The organism is Clostridium sp. CM039, from assembly GCF_055081075.1.
The window spans coordinates 660330-682041 of record NZ_CM143649.1; the positions used below are offsets into that span (position 1 = coordinate 660330).

22 protein-coding genes and 1 other annotated feature are annotated in these 21712 nt (G+C 30.6%); of the genes, 16 read left to right on the forward strand and 6 right to left on the reverse strand.

The genetic code is table 11. The annotated features are described in order from the left end of the window. The first annotated feature begins 73 nt into the window (after positions 1-73). Positions 74-361 (forward strand): metal-sensitive transcriptional regulator, encoded by a 288-nt coding sequence (locus tag ACWJJ2_RS03085; protein WP_216302794.1) that lies wholly within the window; start codon positions 74-76, stop codon positions 359-361. Between the two features lie 31 nt (positions 362-392). On the opposite strand, the gene ACWJJ2_RS03090 is transcribed toward ACWJJ2_RS03085, so the two are convergent. Beyond that, positions 393-818, reverse strand: coding sequence for a threonine/serine exporter family protein (locus tag ACWJJ2_RS03090; protein ID WP_216302795.1), 426 nt, complete (start codon positions 816-818; stop codon positions 393-395). Then, a complete protein-coding gene (locus ACWJJ2_RS03095; protein WP_216302796.1) occupies positions 815-1588 on the reverse strand; it encodes a threonine/serine exporter family protein in 774 nt (257 codons plus the stop codon). Before ACWJJ2_RS03095 ends, ACWJJ2_RS03090 begins: the two co-directional genes overlap by 4 nt. Before the next feature lie 418 nt (positions 1589-2006). Here ACWJJ2_RS03095 and ACWJJ2_RS03100 point away from each other — a divergent pair, with 418 nt between their 5' ends. Further along, complete coding sequence (locus ACWJJ2_RS03100; RefSeq protein WP_216302797.1) at positions 2007-3236, forward strand: serine hydroxymethyltransferase; 1230 nt, start codon at positions 2007-2009, stop codon at positions 3234-3236. Between the two features lie 138 nt (positions 3237-3374). Here ACWJJ2_RS03100 and ACWJJ2_RS03105 read toward each other — a convergent pair whose 3' ends face one another. After that, a complete protein-coding gene (locus ACWJJ2_RS03105) occupies positions 3375-4670 on the reverse strand; it encodes an ABC-2 transporter permease (protein WP_216302798.1) in 1296 nt (431 codons plus the stop codon). A 135-nt stretch (positions 4671-4805) separates the two neighbouring features. On the opposite strand from ACWJJ2_RS03105, the gene ACWJJ2_RS03110 reads away from it, so the two are divergent. The 3 genes from ACWJJ2_RS03110 (at position 4806) to ACWJJ2_RS03120 (ending at position 7180) form a co-directional block, all read left to right on the forward strand. Continuing rightward, the gene (locus ACWJJ2_RS03110) at positions 4806-5207 is read left to right on the forward strand and encodes a hypothetical protein (RefSeq protein WP_216302799.1); all 402 of its coding nucleotides are present in this window, start codon (positions 4806-4808) and stop codon (positions 5205-5207) included. A 199-nt stretch (positions 5208-5406) separates the two neighbouring features. Continuing rightward, entirely contained in the window at positions 5407-6171 is a 765-nt protein-coding gene (locus ACWJJ2_RS03115; RefSeq protein ID WP_220286575.1) for a histidinol phosphate phosphatase, read from the forward strand. Positions 6172-6271: 100 nt separating this feature from the next. Further along, positions 6272-7180, forward strand: coding sequence for an AEC family transporter (locus ACWJJ2_RS03120; RefSeq protein WP_216302801.1), 909 nt, complete (start codon positions 6272-6274; stop codon positions 7178-7180). A gap of 118 nt (positions 7181-7298) precedes the next feature. On the opposite strand, the gene ACWJJ2_RS03125 is transcribed toward ACWJJ2_RS03120, so the two are convergent. Beyond that, positions 7299-8648: an aminotransferase class V-fold PLP-dependent enzyme gene (locus ACWJJ2_RS03125; RefSeq protein WP_165412754.1), complete on the reverse strand. Its 1350-nt coding sequence runs from the start codon at positions 8646-8648 to the stop codon at positions 7299-7301. Between the two features lie 187 nt (positions 8649-8835). After that, positions 8836-10152, reverse strand: coding sequence for a histidine--tRNA ligase (hisS, locus tag ACWJJ2_RS03130; protein WP_220286574.1), 1317 nt, complete (start codon positions 10150-10152; stop codon positions 8836-8838). Between the two features lie 340 nt (positions 10153-10492). On the opposite strand from hisS, the gene ACWJJ2_RS03135 reads away from it, so the two are divergent. The 5 genes from ACWJJ2_RS03135 to nifU (ACWJJ2_RS03155) all read left to right on the forward strand — a co-directional run bounded on the left by ACWJJ2_RS03135 (position 10493) and on the right by nifU (ACWJJ2_RS03155) (position 14188). Beyond that, entirely contained in the window at positions 10493-10933 is a 441-nt protein-coding gene (locus ACWJJ2_RS03135) for an RrF2 family transcriptional regulator (protein ID WP_165412752.1), read from the forward strand. Next, entirely contained in the window at positions 10926-12110 is a 1185-nt protein-coding gene (gene nifS / locus ACWJJ2_RS03140) for a cysteine desulfurase NifS (RefSeq protein WP_216302804.1), read from the forward strand. Before ACWJJ2_RS03135 ends, nifS begins: the two co-directional genes overlap by 8 nt. A gap of 1 nt (position 12111) precedes the next feature. Then, positions 12112-12540: a Fe-S cluster assembly scaffold protein NifU gene (gene nifU / locus ACWJJ2_RS03145; RefSeq protein ID WP_165412750.1), complete on the forward strand. Its 429-nt coding sequence runs from the start codon at positions 12112-12114 to the stop codon at positions 12538-12540. Positions 12541-12550: 10 nt separating this feature from the next. Then, positions 12551-13627 carry a tRNA 2-thiouridine(34) synthase MnmA gene (mnmA, locus tag ACWJJ2_RS03150; RefSeq protein WP_165412749.1) on the forward strand — a complete coding sequence of 359 codons (1077 nt, stop codon included), beginning with the start codon at positions 12551-12553 and terminating at the stop codon, positions 13625-13627. Positions 13628-13792: 165 nt separating this feature from the next. Then, positions 13793-14188 (forward strand): Fe-S cluster assembly scaffold protein NifU, encoded by a 396-nt coding sequence (nifU, locus tag ACWJJ2_RS03155; protein WP_187351419.1) that lies wholly within the window; start codon positions 13793-13795, stop codon positions 14186-14188. 73 nt (positions 14189-14261) lie between these two features. Here the strand turns inward: nifU (ACWJJ2_RS03155) and nagZ are convergent, their stop codons facing one another. After that, positions 14262-15482 (reverse strand): beta-N-acetylhexosaminidase, encoded by a 1221-nt coding sequence (gene nagZ / locus ACWJJ2_RS03160; protein WP_165412747.1) that lies wholly within the window; start codon positions 15480-15482, stop codon positions 14262-14264. 253 nt (positions 15483-15735) lie between these two features. Here nagZ and ACWJJ2_RS03165 point away from each other — a divergent pair, with 253 nt between their 5' ends. From ACWJJ2_RS03165 to ACWJJ2_RS03190, 6 genes are all read left to right on the forward strand, one after another. Further along, positions 15736-16242 (forward strand): PRC-barrel domain-containing protein, encoded by a 507-nt coding sequence (locus ACWJJ2_RS03165; protein WP_165412746.1) that lies wholly within the window; start codon positions 15736-15738, stop codon positions 16240-16242. Then, the gene (locus ACWJJ2_RS03170; protein WP_165412745.1) at positions 16229-17257 is read left to right on the forward strand and encodes an AI-2E family transporter; all 1029 of its coding nucleotides are present in this window, start codon (positions 16229-16231) and stop codon (positions 17255-17257) included. Before ACWJJ2_RS03165 ends, ACWJJ2_RS03170 begins: the two co-directional genes overlap by 14 nt. An 80-nt stretch (positions 17258-17337) precedes the next feature. Further along, positions 17338-17531, forward strand: a binding site (T-box leader). A gap of 120 nt (positions 17532-17651) precedes the next feature. Then, positions 17652-20297 (forward strand): alanine--tRNA ligase, encoded by a 2646-nt coding sequence (alaS, locus tag ACWJJ2_RS03175; RefSeq protein WP_216302805.1) that lies wholly within the window; start codon positions 17652-17654, stop codon positions 20295-20297. 184 nt (positions 20298-20481) lie between these two features. Then, on the forward strand, positions 20482-20739 hold the full coding sequence (locus tag ACWJJ2_RS03180) for an IreB family regulatory phosphoprotein (protein ID WP_165412743.1): 258 nt from the start codon (positions 20482-20484) through the stop codon (positions 20737-20739). Between the two features lie 76 nt (positions 20740-20815). Further along, positions 20816-21235 (forward strand): Holliday junction resolvase RuvX, encoded by a 420-nt coding sequence (ruvX, locus tag ACWJJ2_RS03185; protein WP_165412742.1) that lies wholly within the window; start codon positions 20816-20818, stop codon positions 21233-21235. A 72-nt stretch (positions 21236-21307) separates the two neighbouring features. After that, complete coding sequence (locus ACWJJ2_RS03190) at positions 21308-21565, forward strand: DUF1292 domain-containing protein (protein WP_165412741.1); 258 nt, start codon at positions 21308-21310, stop codon at positions 21563-21565. The last annotated feature ends 147 nt before the right edge of the window (positions 21566-21712 follow it).

Genomic DNA, 21712 nt, shown 5'->3' on the forward strand with positions numbered 1-21712 from the left:
GATACTGGCTTATTTTTTATTTGTTTGTGACTAACTGTCAATTGTCCACTATATTGTATAGGGGAGTGGTAAAATGATAAATGAAAAAGAAAAAACAATGAATGATGAATTAGTAAAAGATATCCAAGTGAGACTAAGAAAAATTGAAGGTCAGGTTAAAGGTATTGAAAAGATGGTTTCCAGCGAAGCTTGCTGCAAAAACATATTGGTGCAAGTTGCTGCAGCTAGAGCTGCTATGAATAAAGTTGGTGCTCTTGTTTTAGAGAGATATACAAAAAACTGTCTTATACATGAAGAGGATGCAATAGAGGAAAAAAAAATCGAAGAGTTAGTTTCAACTTTCCTTATGTTTTTAAAGTAAAAAATAAAGAAGTAAAATTTGATACTAAATTTTACTTCTTTATTTTTTTGAAAATTGAACTTATGGAGGATACGAATACAATTCCAATTGCAATTGAAATTGCGCTAAATAAAGTTTCAGCACCTTTGGATAGAGCAGCATTAAAATTACCCTTTACGGCCTCAAGAGTAGAATAATACATTCCACCACCGGGTACAAGTGGTATAATTGCGCAGATTACAAATATAGTCACAGGATTTTTATATATTCTTGCCATTATTTCTGAGTAAATACTTCCAACCATGGAGGCAAAGAATAATGAGAAAACTATGGAAGCTTGTAGTCTTGAGGCAAGAAGATAGGTGAACCAGCTTATGCCTCCACCAAGGGCGGCGATTACTAAGTTTTTACCTCTAATATTAAATAGTATTCCAAAACTAAGAGAACTTAAAAAAGCATAAAAAGAATTAACAATCATATAAGAGTACCTCCAAATAATAAGAACCATGTTTTGAAAACTATACTTGTGCCTGCAGCTATAGCAATGGCTATAAATAAAGCTTCTATTGTCCTAGAGATACCAGAAACTAAATCACCAGCAATAGTATCCCTTATTGCATTTGTTATGGCAATGCCAGGTGCTAGTATCATTATAGATCCTATTATTATAGTATCCATATTACCTACTAGACATAAAGACTTGGCTAAGAGGGCTATGAATGCAGCCAAAGAACCACCAAGCATGTATTTTAGAAAGCTATTTACATCTAATTTTTCTAAAAATAAACTTAAACAATTTATAAGTGCCCCAATTATAAGGGCTACAAAAAAGTCCTTATAATTTCCACCAAAAAGTAAAGTAAAAAATCCTGCGCAGATAGCAGAAAAAAATGTGGTGGTCTTCGGAGAATAAGGTGGTAAATTATTTATATAATCAATTTTTTTTCTTATATCACTCATAGATAATGGATTAGAAACTAATTCTCTAGATAGATTGTTAATCATGGCAACCTTACCAAGGTTAACTGTTCTAACATTTATTCTTCTAATTAATGATATAGTTTTATTTTCACTATTGGTTATGGAAACCATAATACCAGTAGGGGTAACAAAACTTTCAGTGATTGGTATGCCATAGGATTTACATATCATAGTGATTGTTTGCTCGACCCTGTAGGTTTCTCCACCATTTTCTAATATGATTTTACCAGCTTCAGTAGCTACATGAATGATATCATCAATATGCATGTTATCTCCTTTCAATATAAAATTAGTTTTTGTAGACTATTATAAGGCTTAAATATTTAATTTTGTATTGCATATAATAAAATTTCTACACTATTATATACCATAAATCTATTAAATAATTATTAGTTGAAAAATTATTATTATTTATTAGCAGTTGTAGTAGGGAAATTGATACGTATACATAAACGTGTATAATATGACCATGGAATTAGAAGTGTGAAAATCCTATAATAATTATAGTTATTAAAAAAATTAGAAGATTTTCATATTCTTGTTGATAAATATGCCATTAACTTTTATAATATAAGTATAATACATATTTATATAATTTTAGAGTATTATTCTTATTTATTTTAAATTATTAATGAAACCGGTTTAGTGAATTGTTTAATCTAAAAGATGAGAGGAAGGATATGACATGACGGAATATTTAAAAAACAATGATTTGAAGGTTTACGATATTATTAAAGAGGAAAATGCGAGGCAAGAGGATCATATTGAACTAATAGCTTCTGAAAATGTTGTTAGCAGAGCTGTACTTGAAGCAAATGGTTCTATATTAACTAATAAATATGCAGAGGGATATCCTGCTAAAAGATATTATGGTGGTTGTGAAGTAGTTGATAAAATAGAAAATTTAGCTCGTGATAGAATGAAGGAACTTTTTGGAGCAGAACATGCTAACGTGCAACCTCATTCAGGTTCTCAAGCTAACATGGCTGTATATTTTTCAGTGCTTAAGCCAGGAGATACAGTATTAGGTATGAATTTGAGTCATGGTGGACACTTAACTCATGGTAGTTTAGTAAATTTTTCAGGGATTTTATATAACTTCGTTCCTTACGGTGTTAATTTAGAAACAGAAACTATAGATTATGAAAAAGTGAGAGCTTTAGCTAAAGAGCATAACCCTAAAATGATAGTTATTGGGGCGTCTGCTTACCCAAGAGCTATAGATTTTGCAGCATTTAGAGAAATTTGCGATGAAGTAAACGCATATATGTTTGTTGATATGGCTCATATAGCAGGACTTGTTGCAACAGGAGCACATGAGTCTCCAGTGCCATATGCTGATTTTGTTACTACTACAACACATAAAACACTAAGAGGACCTAGAGGTGGAGCAATTTTATGTAAAGAAAAATATGCAAAACAAGTAGACAAGTCTATTTTCCCAGGAATGCAAGGTGGACCATTAATGCATACTATTGCAGCTAAAGCTGTTTGCTTTGGAGAAGCTCTTAAACCAGAATTCAAAGTTTACATTGACCAAGTAGTTAAAAATGCAAAGGTATTGGGAGAAGAACTTTTAAAATATGGATTTAAATTAGTATCTGGAGGTACAGATAACCATCTTTTACTTATTGAATTAACAAACAAAGATATTACTGGAAAAGCAGCTGAAAAGTTATTAGATATTGTAGGTATTACTGTAAATAAAAATACTGTACCAAATGAAACTTTAAGTCCATTTGTTACAAGCGGCATAAGAATTGGTACGCCTGCTGTAACTACAAGAGGATTTAAAGAAGAAGAAATGAAAAAAATAGCTGAACTTATAAATGAAACTCTAGAAAATAGAGAAGGAAACTTAGAACCAATTAGAGAAAAAGTAGTACAATTATGTAGCAAATTCCCGTTATACTAGGGGAATAGAAACATAATATTTGTGTGTAGAGAAGGGCATCTGCTTATTGGCAGGTGCCCTTTATTAAAATATGGCAGTAGAAATATTAACTCCATTATACATTACTATTGATTACTTTTATATTTTAGTTTCTGTGTTTTACACATTTATATCTTGGGTTTCAGCGTCGTTCACAGCAGTATCGTTAACTATTAATACTGATTCACAACTATTACAGATTTCAGAAGTCTCACTATTAAGTGCGGTGCAATTTGGGCATCTTATCATGATTTTAATTCCGTTTGCAGATTGAGGTGATGTGTTAGTATTATGGTTAGTGTGATTTCGCTTTTGAAATAAATTTTGTAGTTTATTCTTTAATAAAATCCCCTCGTCTGATTTTAAAAGGTGCTTTATTGATTCAAATGCAATATATCCTATAATTGCCGTGTCTATTAATTCATAAGGAGTACTATATTTGGAATGCTGTATTTTTGGCAAAGAGCTAGCTAACATGATTAATTTCGAGATAGTAATAACTACAAATGATAGAGAAAGAGCAATGTACTTTTTATTTATAAAGCACAAGGCACCTACAAGCAATAATATTGTTACGCTACTGTTAATCCATATAAAGTCAGTGAAAATGGATATTGCAATGGATATAAAACTTACAAAATATAAAATGAAATCTATAAATGGCATAATAGTTTTTAAGACTTTAAAGGAATAAAGCACTTCAAGAAGATTTTGACAAACTTCATCAAAAGTTACCCCAGTTGCTTCTTTTGCCACAAGGGAATTATCCATTTCTATTATGTTTTTTATATTCGAAGAGAAAGTATTTCCTAGTGGAAGACTTTTAGGCTGCGATGAGTTAATTTTTGAGAAGCATGAATTTGAATTAGTCGCGTTTTTGTGTAAAGTTAATTGTACCAATACTCCAACTATAGAAATGGCTACACTAAGAAGTATATTAGCTAAATCACTATCTGCTTTAAGTATTATAAGTAAACTCATGCCAGCCGCGAAGCCACCTGAAACACTGGTGGAGAGAATAATTACAGTTTTTACAAAAAATATACTTAAAATACCTACCACTAATGATGTAAATATTGATAATGCAATACTTTGTGTCAGCATATAAGCTAATAAAAATCCCATAAGACCACAAAGAGTAAAAACTCCTACATTATATATCTTTAATGATATAAAAGCTCCTCCTATAGCGAATAGCAATCCGAAAAATATCCCCGCTCCTAAGCTTCCTATAATAAATACGCTGACTAATCCCCCTAGCATACCAAATATTAAAAATCCAAAAACAGCAATCCAAAATTTTAATATCTTATACCCTAGGAAACATTGTAAAATTCCAAAAATAAATAATGTGATAGCAATAAGTTTAATAGATTGGCCAGACGTAGAGCTAAATTGATCTAAAATTTCAATCATTTACATGATCCTCCCATTATAATTTTATTGTTCCTGCAAATGAAATTATAACATATATTTACAAATTATAAAATATTTTACTGAAATATATAATTAAGAATATGGGCATCTTAATATATAAGAAGAGGTGGAGTTATGAAAATTAAGATAGCATGTGTTTTATTAATAGGTATGTGTATGATAGGGTGCAATCGTACTACTGAGGTAGCAACAATGGTAGAAGATTTAAATATGTCACAAAAACAATCTGTAATATCTCAAAGTCAATTAAAAATTATAAGTGAGGTATCAGTTGTTAAGCGTGGAGAAACAGGTGTTATAACAATACAAGGAACACCGAATACATTATACAACATAAAGACTTCTTATAAATTAGCAAATAAAACAGTCTCTGTCATTCAATGGCGTACTACTGATGGTACAGGGGTTACTACATTTGATTGGGTTGTTAGCATGGGAACTATGGCTGGAACATATGATGCCACAATCTCTGGTGGAGGAGATACATTAAAAACGAATCATAGAGTTAAAGGGTAAAGTTTTTATTGTAGATTATTAAAATTTAAATAGTCATAAGAAGACGAAGGGATTACATTTTATAATCCCTTTTTTTAGTGCATAATCTCAGGAGATGATTTAACTGAAAATTATATATTTATAAACTATGATATAATTAAATAGATAAAAGTAAATAATAGCTTTTACATTATATATAGGAATACTAGGAGGATGGCTTATGATTGACTCACATATACATACAGAATTTTCTTCAGACTCCCAAATGAAGATTCAGGATGCTCTAGAGCATTCGAGGAAAAATGGAATAGGAATGACTATTACAGAGCATCTAGATTTGAAATTTCCAACAGGAACAGGTTTTGTTTTTGATATAAATAAATATCTTAATGATTATGAAAAGTATAGAAGTAGCAAGTTTATGCTTGGGATTGAAATAGGTATGCAACTAATCTGCCTAGAGGAAAATAGAGAAATAGCTCGTAAATATCCTTTTGACTATATAATTGGATCTATACATGTAGCCAAAGGAGAAGATGTTTTCAATCCGAAATTTTATGAAGGTAAAACTAAAAAAGAAGCTTTTGAGCAATATTTTTCAAGTATGATTGATTGCATAAAACAGTACGACTTTATTGATAGTTTAGGACATATTGACTATATATCTAGATATGCCACTTTCAATGATAAGGAAATACATTATCATGAATTTAATCAATATATAAATGACGTTTTAAAAGCTATAGTAAATAATGGAAAAATAATGGAAATCAATACTAGAAGATTAGGAAATAAGGAAGCATATATTAATTTGCTTAATATTTATAAAGCATACAACCAAATAGGAGGAAAATATGTAACCATAGGATCAGATGCTCATCATGCAGAGGATATTGGGAAAAGATTCTTAGAAGCTACTAGGATATGCGAGATATGTAACCTCAAGCCGGTGTATTTTAAAAAAAGAAAAATGGAATACATTTAAATGCGAAAAAGTATTTTATTTTAATGAATAGTTGATAAGTGTCCCCCTTTATTTGGTTAATAGTAAATTACTGATATGTTTTGAACTAAGGAGGACAAAAATGAAAAATAGCCAATTAATTAATCAAGTTATCGCATTGTTCTTTGTTATGGCGGTAGGTTTTTATGCTAAGAAAAAGAAGTTTCTTAATAAGGCAGTTGATAAAGGTCTATCGGAATTATTATTGAATATAACTTTGCCATTTATGATAGTTACATCATTTAATATTAAATATGAAGCAGAGATGGTTAATAATGCCCAAAAGATTTTAATATATTCTTTTTTAATACACATAAGTTTAATATTTATTAGTAAGATATTTTTCGTTAAGCTTCCTAAAAACAAACAGCAAGTATTTAGGTTCATAACAATTTTTTCTAATACGGGGTTTATGGGTTATCCAGTGCTTGAAAGCATTTATGGAGGAAAGGGCATTTTTTATGCAGCAATTTTCAATATTGCATTTAACATTTTAGTGTGGACAGTAGGGATAACGCTATACACTGGCGAAAAAGATTTTAAATCAATGAGGAAAGAAGTGGTAAATCCAGCGCTTATAGCAGTAATTATTGGCATAATTTTATTCGCTTTTTCAATAAGATTACCTGTACCTATTGAAGCTTCGCTAAAACTAGTTGGAGTTACCACAACACCAATATCTATGATAATTATTGGCTCAATGCTTGCGGAAATGCAATTTAAGAATATCTTTTCTGATTTTTCTATATACTATGCTACAGTAGTTAGACTTTTAATAGTTCCAATGATCGTTTACGTAGTGTTAAAATTTTCAAAGGTAGATGAATTGTTACTTAACATATGTGTTATACTGCAAGCAATGCCGGCAGCGGTAATAACTGGAATAATGGCTGAAAAATACGGTGGAGATGGGTTGCTAGCATCACAGTGCGTATTTATAACTACAATAATTTCTGGGATAACTATACCTATAGTAATATTATTTTTATAGGGTAAATAAAAACAAAATTAAGAAGAGACAAGCTCCGCATAATGAGACTTGTCTTTTTGTAATTTCAGATAAAAACTAAAGTATATTATTTTTATTTACCGGTAAATGAGTTTAGAAGTTATACATCAAAAAGGGTTTTTTTCATATTTTCATATTTGGTAACATAAAAATTTTTGTTTAATGAAATTTTCTTTAGAGCATAAGCTAGGGTATCAATTTCTGAGTAAGTGTTATACAGTCCAAAACTGATTCTAACCATTCCAGGACGGCATAAATCAGGATTTGTTATGAGATTAAGTGTAAACTCATTAGAAATATTCAATAGCTTAGCAAGGTATGGCTGAGCACAAAAACACCCACTTCTCACTGAAATGCCCCATTCATAGGAAAGTATTTTTGCAACTAAGGCGTGGTGAATTCCGCAAATATTAAAGGGGATTATGCTAACCCGGTCAACTCCTTTAGAAGTATCACAATAGATTTTTAAGTTTGGAATATTTTTCATTTTCAAAATAGCGTATGCGGTCAATTTTTTTTCAATACATTCCACGTTGTCCATACCAATTTTATTCAATGTTTTAATGGCAGATGCTAGAGCTATAGATCCTATAACATTGGGGGAACCAGCCTCATGCCTTTGAGGAGAGTCATCCCATTTTATAAAATCATGAGTAACAATATCTACTGTGCCACCGCCTACTAAATCGGGCTCACATTTATCTAAGAAATTTTTAGGACCGATTAATACACCGGTGCCAAAAGGGGCATACATTTTATGAGCAGAGAATATTAAAAAATCTATATTATATTCTGAATTCTTATTACTCATAATAAAAGGAGCGTGGGGTATTAATTGTGCACCGTCCACAAGTAGTTTTGAACCAAATTTATGAACTAATTTAGCGATAGCATAAATAGGGTTTTTATATCCAGTTACATTTGAAGCACCTGTAATTGTAACTAATTTTATATGATTATTATATTTATTTAACTTAGATTCTAAATCATCTAAGGACAAGCGACCATCCGCATCTACGGATATATAATCGATAATAAATTTATCTCTCCAAGGTAGGTCGTTTGAGTGATGCTCCATATCCGTTGTTAGAATAACATTTTTTTCATATGGATCGTATAATAGGGTGGAAAGCTTGTTAAAGGCTTCTGTGGAATTTTTAACATAAATGACTGTATTATTAAAATCAGCATTAACAAATTTGCTGACGATATTTCTAGAATCGTCATATAATCTAGTAGTTAGTTGAGACTTATACCCTTCACCACGGTGAATGGAGGAATACCACGGAGCAAAATCAATAATATCTTCCATGACAGATTTAAAGGGAGGTGTAGTTGCTGCATTATCAAAATTAATTGCAGTAACATTTTTTCCGGATATAAGGGGTACCTTTTTGTTTATGCCAAGTATCAAACCCCTGTAGCTTGGACTATTATCTTTACTAGACATATAATCCTCCTCGTAAAATTATTTACAGTATATAGTATTAGTCTTACGAAGAAAAGGTGACTAAAAAAAGAGAAAACTTCAGGAGGAGCTATTGCAGCTTTGTAGGTAATGATTTAAAGTCTACGATCGTTTCATAAAAAAAGTAATATATTTTGCGAAAATATATTACTTTTTGTGAGTTAATGATTTATATATTAACTATTTTATGAGCACCATCAAAATCAGAAGTTATTTGCTCACCAGTGAGCATATTCTTTATAGTAACAGTTTTATTTTGAGCTTCCGTTTCACCGATTAAAAGTACAAAAGGGATGTTTAGTTTATTTGCATAACCAAGCTTCTTTACAAGTTTAGTATCCTCAAGGTATATTTCTGTGATTACGCCCTTATCTCTTAACGCATTTGCAAGAGAAATTCCATAATCGATATTATTATCTAATGGTATTACTAGTGCTTTTGTTATTGAAGAGATAGTGCTATTTTTAAAGAATCCAACTTCATTTAATTGATAAAATAATCTAGTAAGACCAATTGATATCCCTACTCCTGGTAGTTTTTGTTTTGTATAATACCCTGCTAAATCATCATAGCGTCCACCTGAGCATACAGATCCTATAGAAGGGTATTCGTTTAAAAATGTTTCATAAACAGTGCCTGTGTAATAATCGAGGCCTCTGGATATTTTTAAATCTATTTTAAAATTATCATCAGGAACTCCAAATAATTTAATGTATTTAGTAACTGTTGAAAGTTCACATACACCGTCTTTAAAGTTTGAATTAGAAATGTTTAAATTCTTTAATAATAATAAAATATCATCGTTGCTTCCACTGATATTAATGAATTCAAGAATTTTTTCTACGACTTCTTTACTTAAACCACTATTTAAGAGTTCCTCGGTTGCGGTTGTTACTCCAATTTTATCTATTTTATCAATAGTCTTTAAAACCTCAGATTTATCTTGGATTTCTAAAGATTCAAAAAAACCATTTAATAACTTTCTATTGTTTATTTTTATTGTGAAATTCTTAAATCCAAGATTGTTGAATATTGAATAAATAATGCTAGGTATTTCAGCATCATTCAAAATACTTAAACTGTTGCTTCCAACAATATCAATATCGCATTGGTAAAATTCACGGAAACGTCCTTTTTGATTTCTCTCTCCTCTATATACCTTACCGATTTGGTATCTTCTAAATGGGAAAGTTAAAGAACTAAAATTTTGAGCCACATATCTCGCGAGTGGCACTGTTAAATCAAATCTAAGGGATAAATCATTACTACCCTTTAAAAATCTATAAATTTGTTTTTCGGTTTCTCCGCCTCCCTTTGCTAGGAGTATTTCTGATTTCTCTATTACTGGTGTGTCTATGGGCATAAACCCAAAGCTCTCATATGTTTCCCTTATTGTATCTGCTAATTTGTTGAATTGAATTTGATCTGCTGGCAGTAACTCCATGAAGCCAGGTAAAATTGATGGTTTTACAATTTCATTTTTCATTTTTAATACCTCCTATAAAAATATAAAAAACCCCACGCAAGTGATGTACCTACGTGGGTGATATTCTTCCAAAGCTTTTTTTAAATTATACTATATATAATTAAATACTTCAAGGATGAATATGAACTTTTTTAGTTATAAGATTAAATACGTCTCATAATATATAAATTTGAGCATTATGGATATATATATGGATTATTAATGAATAATTCAATGATTTAGCTTATAAATAGGAATAATAATGAAAAATTGAGTTATTTATAGTTGACAACATTACTAGGATTTGATATCATTATTTTAGAAAGTATAGCAAAACACTCTACTTTGAAGGAGTGATTAAATGAAATTATCTACTAAGGGAAGATATGGGGTTAAAGCCATGGTGGATTTATCAATAAATTATGGAGAACAACCTGTATCTATAAAAAGCATATCAGAAAGACAAAATATTTCTGAATATTATTTAGAACAATTATTTTCATCACTAAGGCGCGCTAAACTTATTAAAAGTATAAGGGGAGCTCAGGGTGGATACATACTAAATAGAAAACCAGAGGAAATAACTATACAAGACGTCCTTGATGTACTTGAAGGTCCAATTGAGGTGTCAAATTGTTTAGAAGACGGAGCATGCAATAATATTGATTGTTGTGCTACTAGATTATTATGGAAGAAATTAAAAAATAGTATAGATAGTGTAACGTCATCAATAACTTTAAAAGATATTGTAGATGATTACAATGAAATTACATTAATTAAAGGAGTGAAAGATAATGAATAAATCAATTTACATGGACCACGCTGCAACCACTTATACTAAACCAGAAGTTTTGGACGCGATGATTCCTTATTTTACAAAATACTTTGGAAATCCTTCATCAATTTACTCTTTGTCAAGAGAAACTAAAAAAGCTATTGATGTCGCAAGAGACAAGGTGGCAAAAGCGCTAAACGCCAGCGAAAATGAAATTTACTTTACTGGTGGAGGTTCTGAAGCAGATAACTGGGCAATAAAGGGGATAGCTTCTGCTTATAAGCAAAAGGGAAATCATATAATAACAACAACAATTGAACATCATGCAGTATTACATACTTGCGAATATTTAGCTAAGAATGGATTTGAAATTACATATTTACCAGTTGACGAATACGGATTTATTAGCATTAAAGATTTAGAAAATGCTATTACAGATAAAACTATTCTAGTATCTGTAATGTTCGCTAACAATGAAATTGGAACAATAGAACCAATAAAAGAAATAGGCGCATTATGTAGAAGTAAAAAAATACTTTTTCATACGGATGCAGTTCAAGCAGTAGGCCATATTCCAGTTGATGTAAAAGAAATGAATATAGATTTATTATCCCTTGCTGGTCATAAATTTTATGGACCTAAGGGCATAGGAGCTTTATATGTAAGAAAAGGAATTAAAATAGATAATTTAATACATGGTGGTGGACAAGAAAGAAATAGAAGAGCAGGTACTGAAAATGTAGCTAGCATAGTGGGAATTGGTAAAGCTCTTGAACTAGCTGTAGAAAACATGGTAGAAAATAATAAAAAGCTAGTGTATTTAAGAGATAAGCTTATGAATGGATTATTAGAAGTACCTTACACAAGATTAAATGGACCAATAGGAGCAAAAAGGCTCCCAGGTAATTCGAATATATGTTTTAGATTTATAGAAGGTGAATCTATATTATTGATGTTAGATGCAAAAGGCATTGCAGCGTCAAGTGGAAGCGCATGTACATCGGGTTCCTTAGACCCATCTCACGTGTTACTTGCAATAGGCCTTAAGCATGAGATAGCACATGGATCCTTAAGATTAACATTAGGTGATGCTACCACAGAGGAAGAAGTAGATTTTGCATTAGAAACAATACCAAAAATAATCCAAAGATTAAGAGATATGTCCCCGCTATGGGATGACTACTTAAAGAAAGGGGAAAATTAATATGATGTACAGTGAAAAAGTTATGGACCATTTTACTAACCCAAGAAATGTAGGAGAAATTCAAAATGCTAGTGGAATTGGTGAGGTTGGTAACGCTAGATGTGGAGATATTATGAAAGTTTATTTAAAAGTAGAAGAAAATATAGTAGTAGATGCAAAGTTTAAAACTTTTGGTTGTGGATCAGCTATAGCATCTTCAAGTATGGCAACAGAGCTTATTAAAGGTAAATCTGTAGATGATGCATGGACACTTACAAATTTAGCTGTGGCTGAAGCGTTAGATGGACTTCCAGCAATAAAAATGCATTGCTCAGTACTTGCTGAAGAAGCTATTCACAAAGCAATTAATGATTATAGAAGTAAGGCTGGACTTGAAGTATGGGATTTCGTAGAACATGACGATATACATGGTGAAGTACACGGAGAATAGGTGATATTAAATGAAGAAAAAAGTAGTTATCGGAATGAGTGGTGGAGTAGATAGTTCCGTAGCTGCATATCTTTTGAAAGAGCAAGGATATGAAGTTATAGGAATTATGATGAAGCTATCACCAGATAATCAGGATTATGAAGAAAATGAAGGCGGATGTTGTTCTATTTCTGCAGCAAATGACGCAAGGCGCGTTGCAGACGTACTAGATATACCCTTTTATGTTATGAATTTTAAGGATGTTTTTAAGACAAATGTTATTGATAACTTTATTGATGAATATATGGAAGGTAGAACGCCTAATCCATGTATTGTATGTAATAAGATGATTAAATTCGAAGAATTTTTAAGAAAAGCGAAGGCGCTTGGGGCTGATTATATAGCTACAGGTCACTATGCTAAAATTGAAAAACAAGACGATCGATATATTCTTAGAAAATCAGAAGATGATAGAAAAGATCAAACTTATGCATTGTATACATTAACTCAAGAGCAATTAAGTCACACTTTAATGCCCTGTGGAGATTATGCTAAACCAGAAATACGAAATATTGCAGAGCGAATTGGACTAGAGGTTTTTAAAAAAAGGGACAGCCAAGAAATTTGCTTTATACCTGATAATGACCATGGAGCTTATATTAAGAAGTATAGTGGTAGAGAAATAAAGCCAGGTAACTTTGTTAATAAGCAAGGGGAAATTATGGGAAGACACAAGGGAATAGTGTATTATACTATAGGACAGCGAAAAGGACTTGGGATAGCGGTAGGTAAGCCTGTTTTTGTTACTGACATTAACCCTCTAACTAATCAAGTAATAATAGGTGATGAGGAGGATATTTTTAAAACTGAGCTTATAGCAAAAGATTTAAATTTCATTCTCTTCGATAAGCTCACCTCAAATTTAAGAGTTTCGGCTAAGATTAGATATTCTGCAAAACCTCAATTAGCTAATTTAATTCCTTTGGAAAATAATAGAGTGAAGGTCGTTTTTGATGAGAAACAAAGAGCTATAACCAAAGGCCAATCAGTAGTTTTCTATTCAGAAAACTTAGTAGTTGGCGGAGGGATAATCGAGGAAATTTTATAGGTGTACTAATTTAGTTTATAATTTAGGCAGAGGGATATTTAGTTAAAAAACTAGGTATCCCTCTGTATTTATAGTGGATAATTGTAACTATTTTAAATAGTGAAATTTCAGCTTTGAAGGTGATAATTTTATTATTTTGTTTATAAAAGGAGGAGCAATATTATGATGTATAGTGATAAGGTTATGGAGCATTTTTATAGTCCAAGAAATATGGGTATATTAGGTGATGCTAACGGTATTGGAGAGGCAGGGGACCCTAATTGCGGGGATATAATGAAAATTTATATAAAGGTTGAGGATAATATAATAACTAGTGTTAAGTTTAAGGCTTTTGGGTGTGGCTCAGCTATTGCATCATCTAGCATTGCGACAGAGCTTATAAAGGGTAAAAACTTAGAGAAGGCATGGGAATTAACCAACAAGTCAGTTATTGAAGCTCTGGAAGGATTACCGGCTTTAAAACAACATTGCTCAGTGCTTGCAGAACAAACTATACATAATGCGATAAATAATTATAGAGAGTCATGCATGCTTGAGCCTTGGAAGAATGATTTAAAATAAATATATTTCAGCTACGCAGGAGATGATTTAATGAAACTTCATTGGTGTTAATCCCATGTAGTTTGATTTTGATTTACTCTTTCAATAAGTTTTCTATTTTATTGTTAATTTCATGAATGTTTATTGAACTTATTGCAGCGTTATTAATAATATATTTTTCTTTGAGTTTCAGTATTCTATATACACTCTCATTTAACCTATTTTCTGATATTACATTATTTTGTACTGCAGCTTTTAGTGAATTAATTACTTTTAGCTCGTTGTCATATTCATGGCATACTAAGATAATGTCACTTCCAGCATTAAATGATTTAACGGCAGCATCGCCAATGTCATTATATTTTGTAATGGCCGCCATGGTCATATCATCAGTAATGACTACACCGCTAAACTTTAAAGTTCCTCTTAATATATCGGTTATAATAACTTTTGACATACTCGCAGGATAAACAGAATCTATTTTATTAAGTAATATATGTGATACCATAATGGCATCCACATTATTCTTTATAGCTTCATTAAAAGGAGTCAGTTCGAAAGCATTAAGTTTTGTTAAATCCTTATTTACTACAGGCAGGCCTACATGGGAATCAACTGAAGTGTCCCCATGGCCAGGAAAGTGTTTTACCACAGGAATTATATTGTTATCTATCATACCTTCCATGGTTTTAATGCCTAGTTTATTAACAATATCAGTGGTACTCCCAAAAGCTCTGTCTCCTATTACAGGATTATTAGGGTTGCTATTTATATCGAGTACTGGAGCAAAATTCATATTAAATCCAAAGGTTTTAAGTTCTTCTGCAATAATTTTCCCAATGTTGTAACTTAAGGCACCATCGTTCTTTTCCCCTATAACTTGATTGGATGGAAGCTTTTTAATTTCATTTGGAATTCGTGATACCCGTCCACCTTCCTCATCTACAGAAATAAATAGAGGCGTTTTGTTTTGTGAATTAGTAGTTTTTAGTGAGTTAATCAGGCTAACTAATTGATTAGAAGTAGCTACATTATTTCTAAATAAAATAAATCCACCAACTTTATGGTCTTTAATCAAATTATTTATATTATTATTCATTGTATAACCATCAAGCCCAACAATTACTAACTGACCAATCTTGTCATCTAAACTCATAGCATCAATCTTGTTTTGAACTACATCAATATTTTCAGGCTTAGGATTAACAACCTCATCCTTAGAATTAATATTAGGGCTAAGGTTAGAATTTGAATTACTACAGCCAGATAAAAATAAACCACCAATTAACAATATACTTATAACTAATTTTTTCATTACAAAATTTCACCACTTTCTTTTAATAAAATTAATAGGGTAAAGAAGTCATTAAAGAGTAAAATTATTATTAAAAATATTATTTAGAGCAAATATAAAAAATAGGGCTAACAGTAATTTAATATAAGAAATTGTAAAATTACAAAATATTAATCTTTAACATTATTTTTAGTATATGTAATAATTCTTAGATTATTTGGAGAATATAACTATAAATAAATAATAATTAAATTTTTTTCATTTAGGAGATAATATGTTTAAAAGCAGAGATTTTATATTTATGAATGTTGTTAGTATGGATGGCAAGAAAATTGGGTTTATCAGAGATTTGTTAATGGATTTTAATAAAGGAAAGGTAATCGGATTTGTAATATCTCCTTATAAACTTTTCCATAAAAATTTAAGTGTATTAAAAGAAGACATCATATATTTTAATAAGCATATGGTAGTTAAAAAAGTAGAGAAAAATAAATATCTATGTTTACATAGCTTTATTAATATGGATGTAATAGATAAATGTAGCAATGTATTTGGTATGGTGGAGGATATTACTTTTTCATGTGATACATTTGAAATAAAAGGAATTATAGTGTCTTCTGGATTTATTACAAATTTACTTAGAGGGAAAAGAATAATGCTAATAAATGAACTAATACTTGGAGAAGAAAATATTCTCTACATTCCCAATTTTGATGAATCATGTTTTAAAAGTATGCCACATAACTTCTTTGTGGAGGGAAAAGCCGATGAAAAAAATTAGCAAAAAGAAGTTAGCTATTACGATTCTCAGTATTATTATTTTTGTAGTTGTACTCTTTATGTTAATAAAAATCCCTATTGTTAAACAATTAATAAATTTAGTCTTTATTTCTTTCATTGTGGCATATATACTAAAACCATTATATATGCTTTTAATTAGAAAAGGAGTAAATAAAAAAGCTTCTGCTTGTTTAATAATAGTCGGTTTATTAAGTTTAGTATTATTAACGTTTATAGTGGTAATTCCATCAATATTTAGAGAAAGTTTAGACATAAATAAGGCAATAAATGATTTGCAAAAATATTTAATTAATGCAAATATGAAAATAAAAGTATTAAATAGAAGCAGAGTCATGAGTAGTATTATGACTACTATATACCAAAAATCAAATGCTCAAATACTTCTAATATTTGATAAAATATTAGATTCTATCATGGGCATCGGTGAGAATATATTAACTTACATGGTTTCGCCTTTAATAGTATATTACTTTTTATGCGATAGTGAAAACATGATAAATAAGGCATTGATAGTTTTTCCACCAGAGAGCAGAAATATAATAAAGAGAATCATAGCGGATATTGATAAAGTATTAGGAAGGTATATTATAAGTCAATTTATCTTATGTGGAATTATAACCATTGCTACATTTTTGATATTAATGTTTATGAAAGTTGATTTTCCTTTGATACTTTCATTGATAAATGGAATTTTTAATATAATACCTTACTTTGGACCTATATTTGGGGTAATACCTATCATTTTAATAGCTCTGCTTGACTCTCCAAAAATAGCTTTATATACAGCGTTGTGGCTATTTGCACTTCAACAAATCGAAGGAAGTATATTGTCACCAAAAATAATTGGAGATAGTATAAGTATGCACCCATTAACAGTAATATTATTGTTGGTTATAGGTGGGAAGGTTGGAGGGATTTTAGGTATGATACTAGCAGTGCCACTAGGAGTAGTGATAAAAGTTATATATGAGGACTTAAACTATTATCTATTCTAGGAATAAGCAATATATTTTTATTTATAATTTGCATATCTTGAAGTATTAAGGTAAAATGTACTATAGTATATATAAGTTAATATCAGGTAATGATAAGAATTAGTAAATATAGTTAGTCATTTAGAGAGGAAGTGGAGGGTGAAAACTTCTTGATAGCCATATTGAAGCTGTCTTTGAACCTTATTTTGTTGAGAGATATTGCAGTGTAATTAATTGTTATTAATTATATAGTGATATAATTAGGGTGGTAACGCGGAAAACTTTCGTCCCTTGCTTTAGGGAAGTGAAGGTTTTTTTTTATATTTTAGAAAATTATGAATTTTAAAATTCTATATATAAAATTAGCATAAATAGATCGTGTTAACACAGTCTATAAACAATCGGAGGAGATATTATGGAAAAATTAGGATTAAATGAAATTAGGGAATCGTTTCTAAATTTTTTTGAAGGTAAAGAGCATCTTAGACTAGAAAGTTTTCCTCTAGTACCTAAGAATGACAGCAGTTTATTGCTTGTAAATGCGGGTATGCAACCACTTAAACCATATTTTACAGGAATTAAAACGCCACCTAATACTAGAATAACTAATTGTCAAAAATGTATTAGGACAGGAGATATTGAGAATGTAGGAAAGACATCAAGACATGGCACTTTCTTTGAAATGCTTGGAAATTTTTCTTTTGGTGATTATTTCAAAAAAGAGGTTATACCATGGGCTTGGGAATATGCAACAGAGGTTTTGAAAATACCAAAAGAAAATTTATATATAACTATATATTTAGAGGATGATGAGGCTTTTGATGTATGGATTAAAAATACTGATGTTGATCCTTCACGTATTTTTAGATTAGGAAAAGAAGAAAATTTTTGGGAAATAGGTCAAGGACCTTGTGGACCGAGTTCAGAAATACACTTCGATAGAAATGTAGAACTCGGCCAAATAAAAACGGAAGAAGAGTTTATTAAGGCAGGCAATGAAGATAGAGTAATAGAATTTTGGAATTTAGTGTTCACTCAATTTAATAAGGATGAGCATGGTAACTACAACAAATTAAAAAATCCTAATATAGATACAGGTATGGGTCTCGAGAGAATAGCTGGCATAATGCAAGGCACAGATAGTATATTTGAAGTAGATACTATAAAAAATATTTTAGAAGAAGTTTCAAGAATTTCAGGCGTGAAATGTGGCGATAGCTGTAATGAGTCGATATCTTTAAAAGTTATAACAGACCATGTTAGAAGCACAACCTTTATGATAAGTGATGGTGTACTTCCGTCTAATGAGGGAAGAGGTTATGTTCTTAGGCGACTACTAAGGCGTGCGGCAAGGCATGGTAGGTTGATTGGAATTAAAAATACTTTTTTAAGTGAACTTTGCGATACTGTTATTGAAAACTCCTCTAAAGCATACCCAGAATTAAAAGAAAAATCATCCTATATTAAGAAAGTTATAAAAATTGAAGAGGAAAGATTTTTAGAAACTATAGATTCTGGTATGGATATTTTAAAAGTTTACATAGAAGAGCTTCAAAAAAATAACAATAAAATTTTAGGTGGAGATAAAGCTTTTAAATTATACGATACCTATGGTTTTCCATATGAGCTTACAGAAGAAATACTTAGCGATGCTGGTATAAAAATTGATTTAGAAGGATTTAATGCTGCAATGCAAAGTCAAAAGCAAAGGGCAAGAGCTGCTAGAGTACAGTCAAATTATATGGGCAGTGGAGAAAGTTCAATGAACTTAATTCCTAAAAATATAGAAACAAAATTTGATGGATATGATAAAATACAATTGGAATCTAAGGCTAAATTTTTAATTAGTGGCGAAGAGCATGTTACAGACCTTTCAAAGGGGTCAAAAGGGATTATTGTAACCGAAGATACTCCTTTCTATGCAGAAATGGGAGGGCAAATTGGAGATAAGGGAATAATTTTTAATGATAATTTTAAAGCAAAAGTGTACGATTGCCAAAAAGATATTTCTGGAAAAATAATACATTTCATTGAGGTGTTAGAAGGAATAGTGATAGCAGATGAAATAGTAACTCTTAAGGTTGACGAAGATAGGAGAGCTCAAATTTGTAAAAATCACACTGTAACTCACATGCTACAAGAAACGCTGAAAAGAGTTTTAGGTGATCACGTTCATCAATCAGGTTCTTATGTAAATGAAGATAGATTAAGGTTTGACTTCACTCATTTTTCTGCACTAACTGAGAAAGAGATTGCTAAAGTTGAGAAAATTGTAAATGACAATATTATGAAGGCGTATAAGGTAGAGACTGAGGTTATGACCATTGAGAAAGCTAAGGAAACTGGAGCTATAGCATTATTTGATGAAAAATATCAAGGAGATGTTAGAGTAGTATCTGTAGGAGAGTATAGTAAGGAATTATGTGGCGGTACTCATGTTAGAAATTCAGGCGAAATCGGATTATTTAAAATTTTATCTGAAGCAGGAGTAGCGGCAGGGGTTAGAAGAATTGAAGCTATAACTGGTAGTGAATCTATAAAATATGTAGAAGATAAAAGTAATTTATTAAAATATATTGGAAGTACATTAAAATGTTCAGAAAAAGACATAATAAATAAATTACAAACTCAATTGGTAGAATTAAAATACAAAGAAAAGGAAATAGTATTATTAAAAGAAAAATTAGCCAGTTCTTCAGTAGATGAAATTTTAGAGAATATTAAACAGGTCAAAGGTGTTAAAGTGATTTCAGGAGCTGTAAAAAATATAAACGGAGATGCTTTAAGAGATTTAGCTGATAAACTTCGTAATAAGATTGTTGATGGTGTAGTGGTAATAGGAAGCTGTACAGACGATAAAGTACAATTTGTTGCAATGGCGTCTAAGTCAGCAATAGATAAAGGAATACACTGTGGGAAAATAATTAAAGAAGTTGCTAAAATCGCTGGTGGTGGCGGTGGTGGAAGGCCTGACATGGCAGAGGCAGGTGGAAAACTTCCCGAAAAATTAGATGAAGCAATAACGAATGTATGCTCTATAATTGAAAGATTGGTAAAATAGTATACTTTTTGCAATAGTTGTTTTATAATATAATTAATAATAAGTAATTTAATTATAGTTAGTATGTAATTATGGAACTTATTACAACTGAAAAAAATTTACTATATTACCAAATGATTTCCTAGCGTATTCAAATGGGATAAATTTTAGTGTTTAGCGTATGATGAGGAAAGGGGTGTATATAATGGATAATAATCAAAATACAGTCCAATTTGATTTTGTAAAAGATAAAAAAGATTTAACAAAAACTATTTTGACTGACGTATATAATTCACTTATAAAAAAGGGCTATAACCCAGTGAACCAAATGGTAGGATATCTAATTTCAGGAGATCCGACATATATAACGAACTACAATGGAGCAAGAGCGATGGTAAGAAAGCTAGAGAGAGATGAGATATTGGAAGAAGTTTTGAAATCTTATCTAGACATAAAAAAGTAAAATGCCCATAGGGGGCATTTTATTTTTTAAAGTTAATGGCGTACATTAACTAGGCTATTATTAAAGGAGCATTTGGATGAGAATATTAGGGTTAGATATTGGAGACAGAACAATAGGGGTAGCTGTATGCGATCCGTTAGGATTAACAGCACAGGGAATTACAACAATTAAAAGGAAAAGCATAGTTCTAGATATAGAGGAACTTTCTAAAATATGTAAGGAATACAATGTAGAAAGTTTTGTATCAGGCCTCCCTAAAAATATGAATGGAACTATAGGACCACAAGGGGAAAAGGTTCAGCGTTTTTGTGAAAAGCTTAAAGAAACATTAAATTTAGAAGTGAAAATGTGGGATGAAAGATTATCAACAGTAGCTGCTAATAGAGTAATGCTCGAGGGCGATTTATCTAGATCAAAAAGAAAAAAGATTGTAGATAAAATTGCGGCTACATTCATTTTACAAGGATATTTAGATAGTTTAGGCACACATCTATAAAATGAAATTTACAAAAATATGCAACGGGTATTAAGATATTATTGATTGCATAAATTGAAAGGAGAAAATAAAATGGATAACAATGTTGAAACCGTATTATTATATGATGAAGAGGGTAAAGAAATAGAATTTGACGTACTAACGAAATTGGACATTAAAGATAAGGAATATGTTATAGTTGCGCCAACTGGTGAAGAAGATATTGATGCAATTGCACTAAGAATAGATAAGGACGCAGAGGGTGAGGATATTTTAGTTACAATAGATGATGATGAAGAGTTTGAAATGATTTCAGAGGCGTATGACGCAATTTCTTCAGGAGAACTATAATAGTATTTAAGCAAAAAGATTCTAAATTAAGACATTTTAATATATTTTCAAACTAATTAACCTATTTTCTTAAAACTAAATGATTATCAATTGACAATATTATAATAAAGGATTAAAATAAAAGTATACTTAATATAATTTTATCTA

What these genes read in the sequence shown, in the direction of transcription:
- ruvX (WP_165412742.1), top strand. Translation starts at nt 20,816, where the DNA reads ATGAGAATATTAGGGTTAGATATTGGAGACAGAACAATAGGGGTAGCT.
- ACWJJ2_RS03095 (WP_216302796.1), bottom strand. Translation starts at nt 1,588, where the DNA reads ATGCATATTGATGATATCATTCATGTAGCTACTGAAGCTGGTAAAATC.
- ACWJJ2_RS03090 (WP_216302795.1), bottom strand. Translation starts at nt 818, where the DNA reads ATGATTGTTAATTCTTTTTATGCTTTTTTAAGTTCTCTTAGTTTTGGA.
- alaS (WP_216302805.1), top strand. Translation starts at nt 17,652, where the DNA reads ATGGAAAAATTAGGATTAAATGAAATTAGGGAATCGTTTCTAAATTTT.
- ACWJJ2_RS03110 (WP_216302799.1), top strand. Translation starts at nt 4,806, where the DNA reads ATGAAAATTAAGATAGCATGTGTTTTATTAATAGGTATGTGTATGATA.
- ACWJJ2_RS03170 (WP_165412745.1), top strand. Translation starts at nt 16,229, where the DNA reads ATGAAAAAAATTAGCAAAAAGAAGTTAGCTATTACGATTCTCAGTATT.
- ACWJJ2_RS03135 (WP_165412752.1), top strand. Translation starts at nt 10,493, where the DNA reads ATGAAATTATCTACTAAGGGAAGATATGGGGTTAAAGCCATGGTGGAT.
- ACWJJ2_RS03120 (WP_216302801.1), top strand. Translation starts at nt 6,272, where the DNA reads ATGAAAAATAGCCAATTAATTAATCAAGTTATCGCATTGTTCTTTGTT.
- ACWJJ2_RS03085 (WP_216302794.1), top strand. Translation starts at nt 74, where the DNA reads ATGATAAATGAAAAAGAAAAAACAATGAATGATGAATTAGTAAAAGAT.
- ACWJJ2_RS03190 (WP_165412741.1), top strand. Translation starts at nt 21,308, where the DNA reads ATGGATAACAATGTTGAAACCGTATTATTATATGATGAAGAGGGTAAA.
- ACWJJ2_RS03165 (WP_165412746.1), top strand. Translation starts at nt 15,736, where the DNA reads ATGTTTAAAAGCAGAGATTTTATATTTATGAATGTTGTTAGTATGGAT.
- nifU (WP_187351419.1), top strand. Translation starts at nt 13,793, where the DNA reads ATGTATAGTGATAAGGTTATGGAGCATTTTTATAGTCCAAGAAATATG.
- ACWJJ2_RS03115 (WP_220286575.1), top strand. Translation starts at nt 5,407, where the DNA reads ATGATTGACTCACATATACATACAGAATTTTCTTCAGACTCCCAAATG.
- mnmA (WP_165412749.1), top strand. Translation starts at nt 12,551, where the DNA reads ATGAAGAAAAAAGTAGTTATCGGAATGAGTGGTGGAGTAGATAGTTCC.
- nifS (WP_216302804.1), top strand. Translation starts at nt 10,926, where the DNA reads ATGAATAAATCAATTTACATGGACCACGCTGCAACCACTTATACTAAA.
- nifU (WP_165412750.1), top strand. Translation starts at nt 12,112, where the DNA reads ATGATGTACAGTGAAAAAGTTATGGACCATTTTACTAACCCAAGAAAT.
- hisS (WP_220286574.1), bottom strand. Translation starts at nt 10,152, where the DNA reads ATGAAAAATGAAATTGTAAAACCATCAATTTTACCTGGCTTCATGGAG.
- ACWJJ2_RS03100 (WP_216302797.1), top strand. Translation starts at nt 2,007, where the DNA reads ATGACGGAATATTTAAAAAACAATGATTTGAAGGTTTACGATATTATT.
- ACWJJ2_RS03105 (WP_216302798.1), bottom strand. Translation starts at nt 4,670, where the DNA reads ATGATTGAAATTTTAGATCAATTTAGCTCTACGTCTGGCCAATCTATT.
- ACWJJ2_RS03180 (WP_165412743.1), top strand. Translation starts at nt 20,482, where the DNA reads ATGGATAATAATCAAAATACAGTCCAATTTGATTTTGTAAAAGATAAA.
- nagZ (WP_165412747.1), bottom strand. Translation starts at nt 15,482, where the DNA reads ATGAAAAAATTAGTTATAAGTATATTGTTAATTGGTGGTTTATTTTTA.
- ACWJJ2_RS03125 (WP_165412754.1), bottom strand. Translation starts at nt 8,648, where the DNA reads ATGTCTAGTAAAGATAATAGTCCAAGCTACAGGGGTTTGATACTTGGC.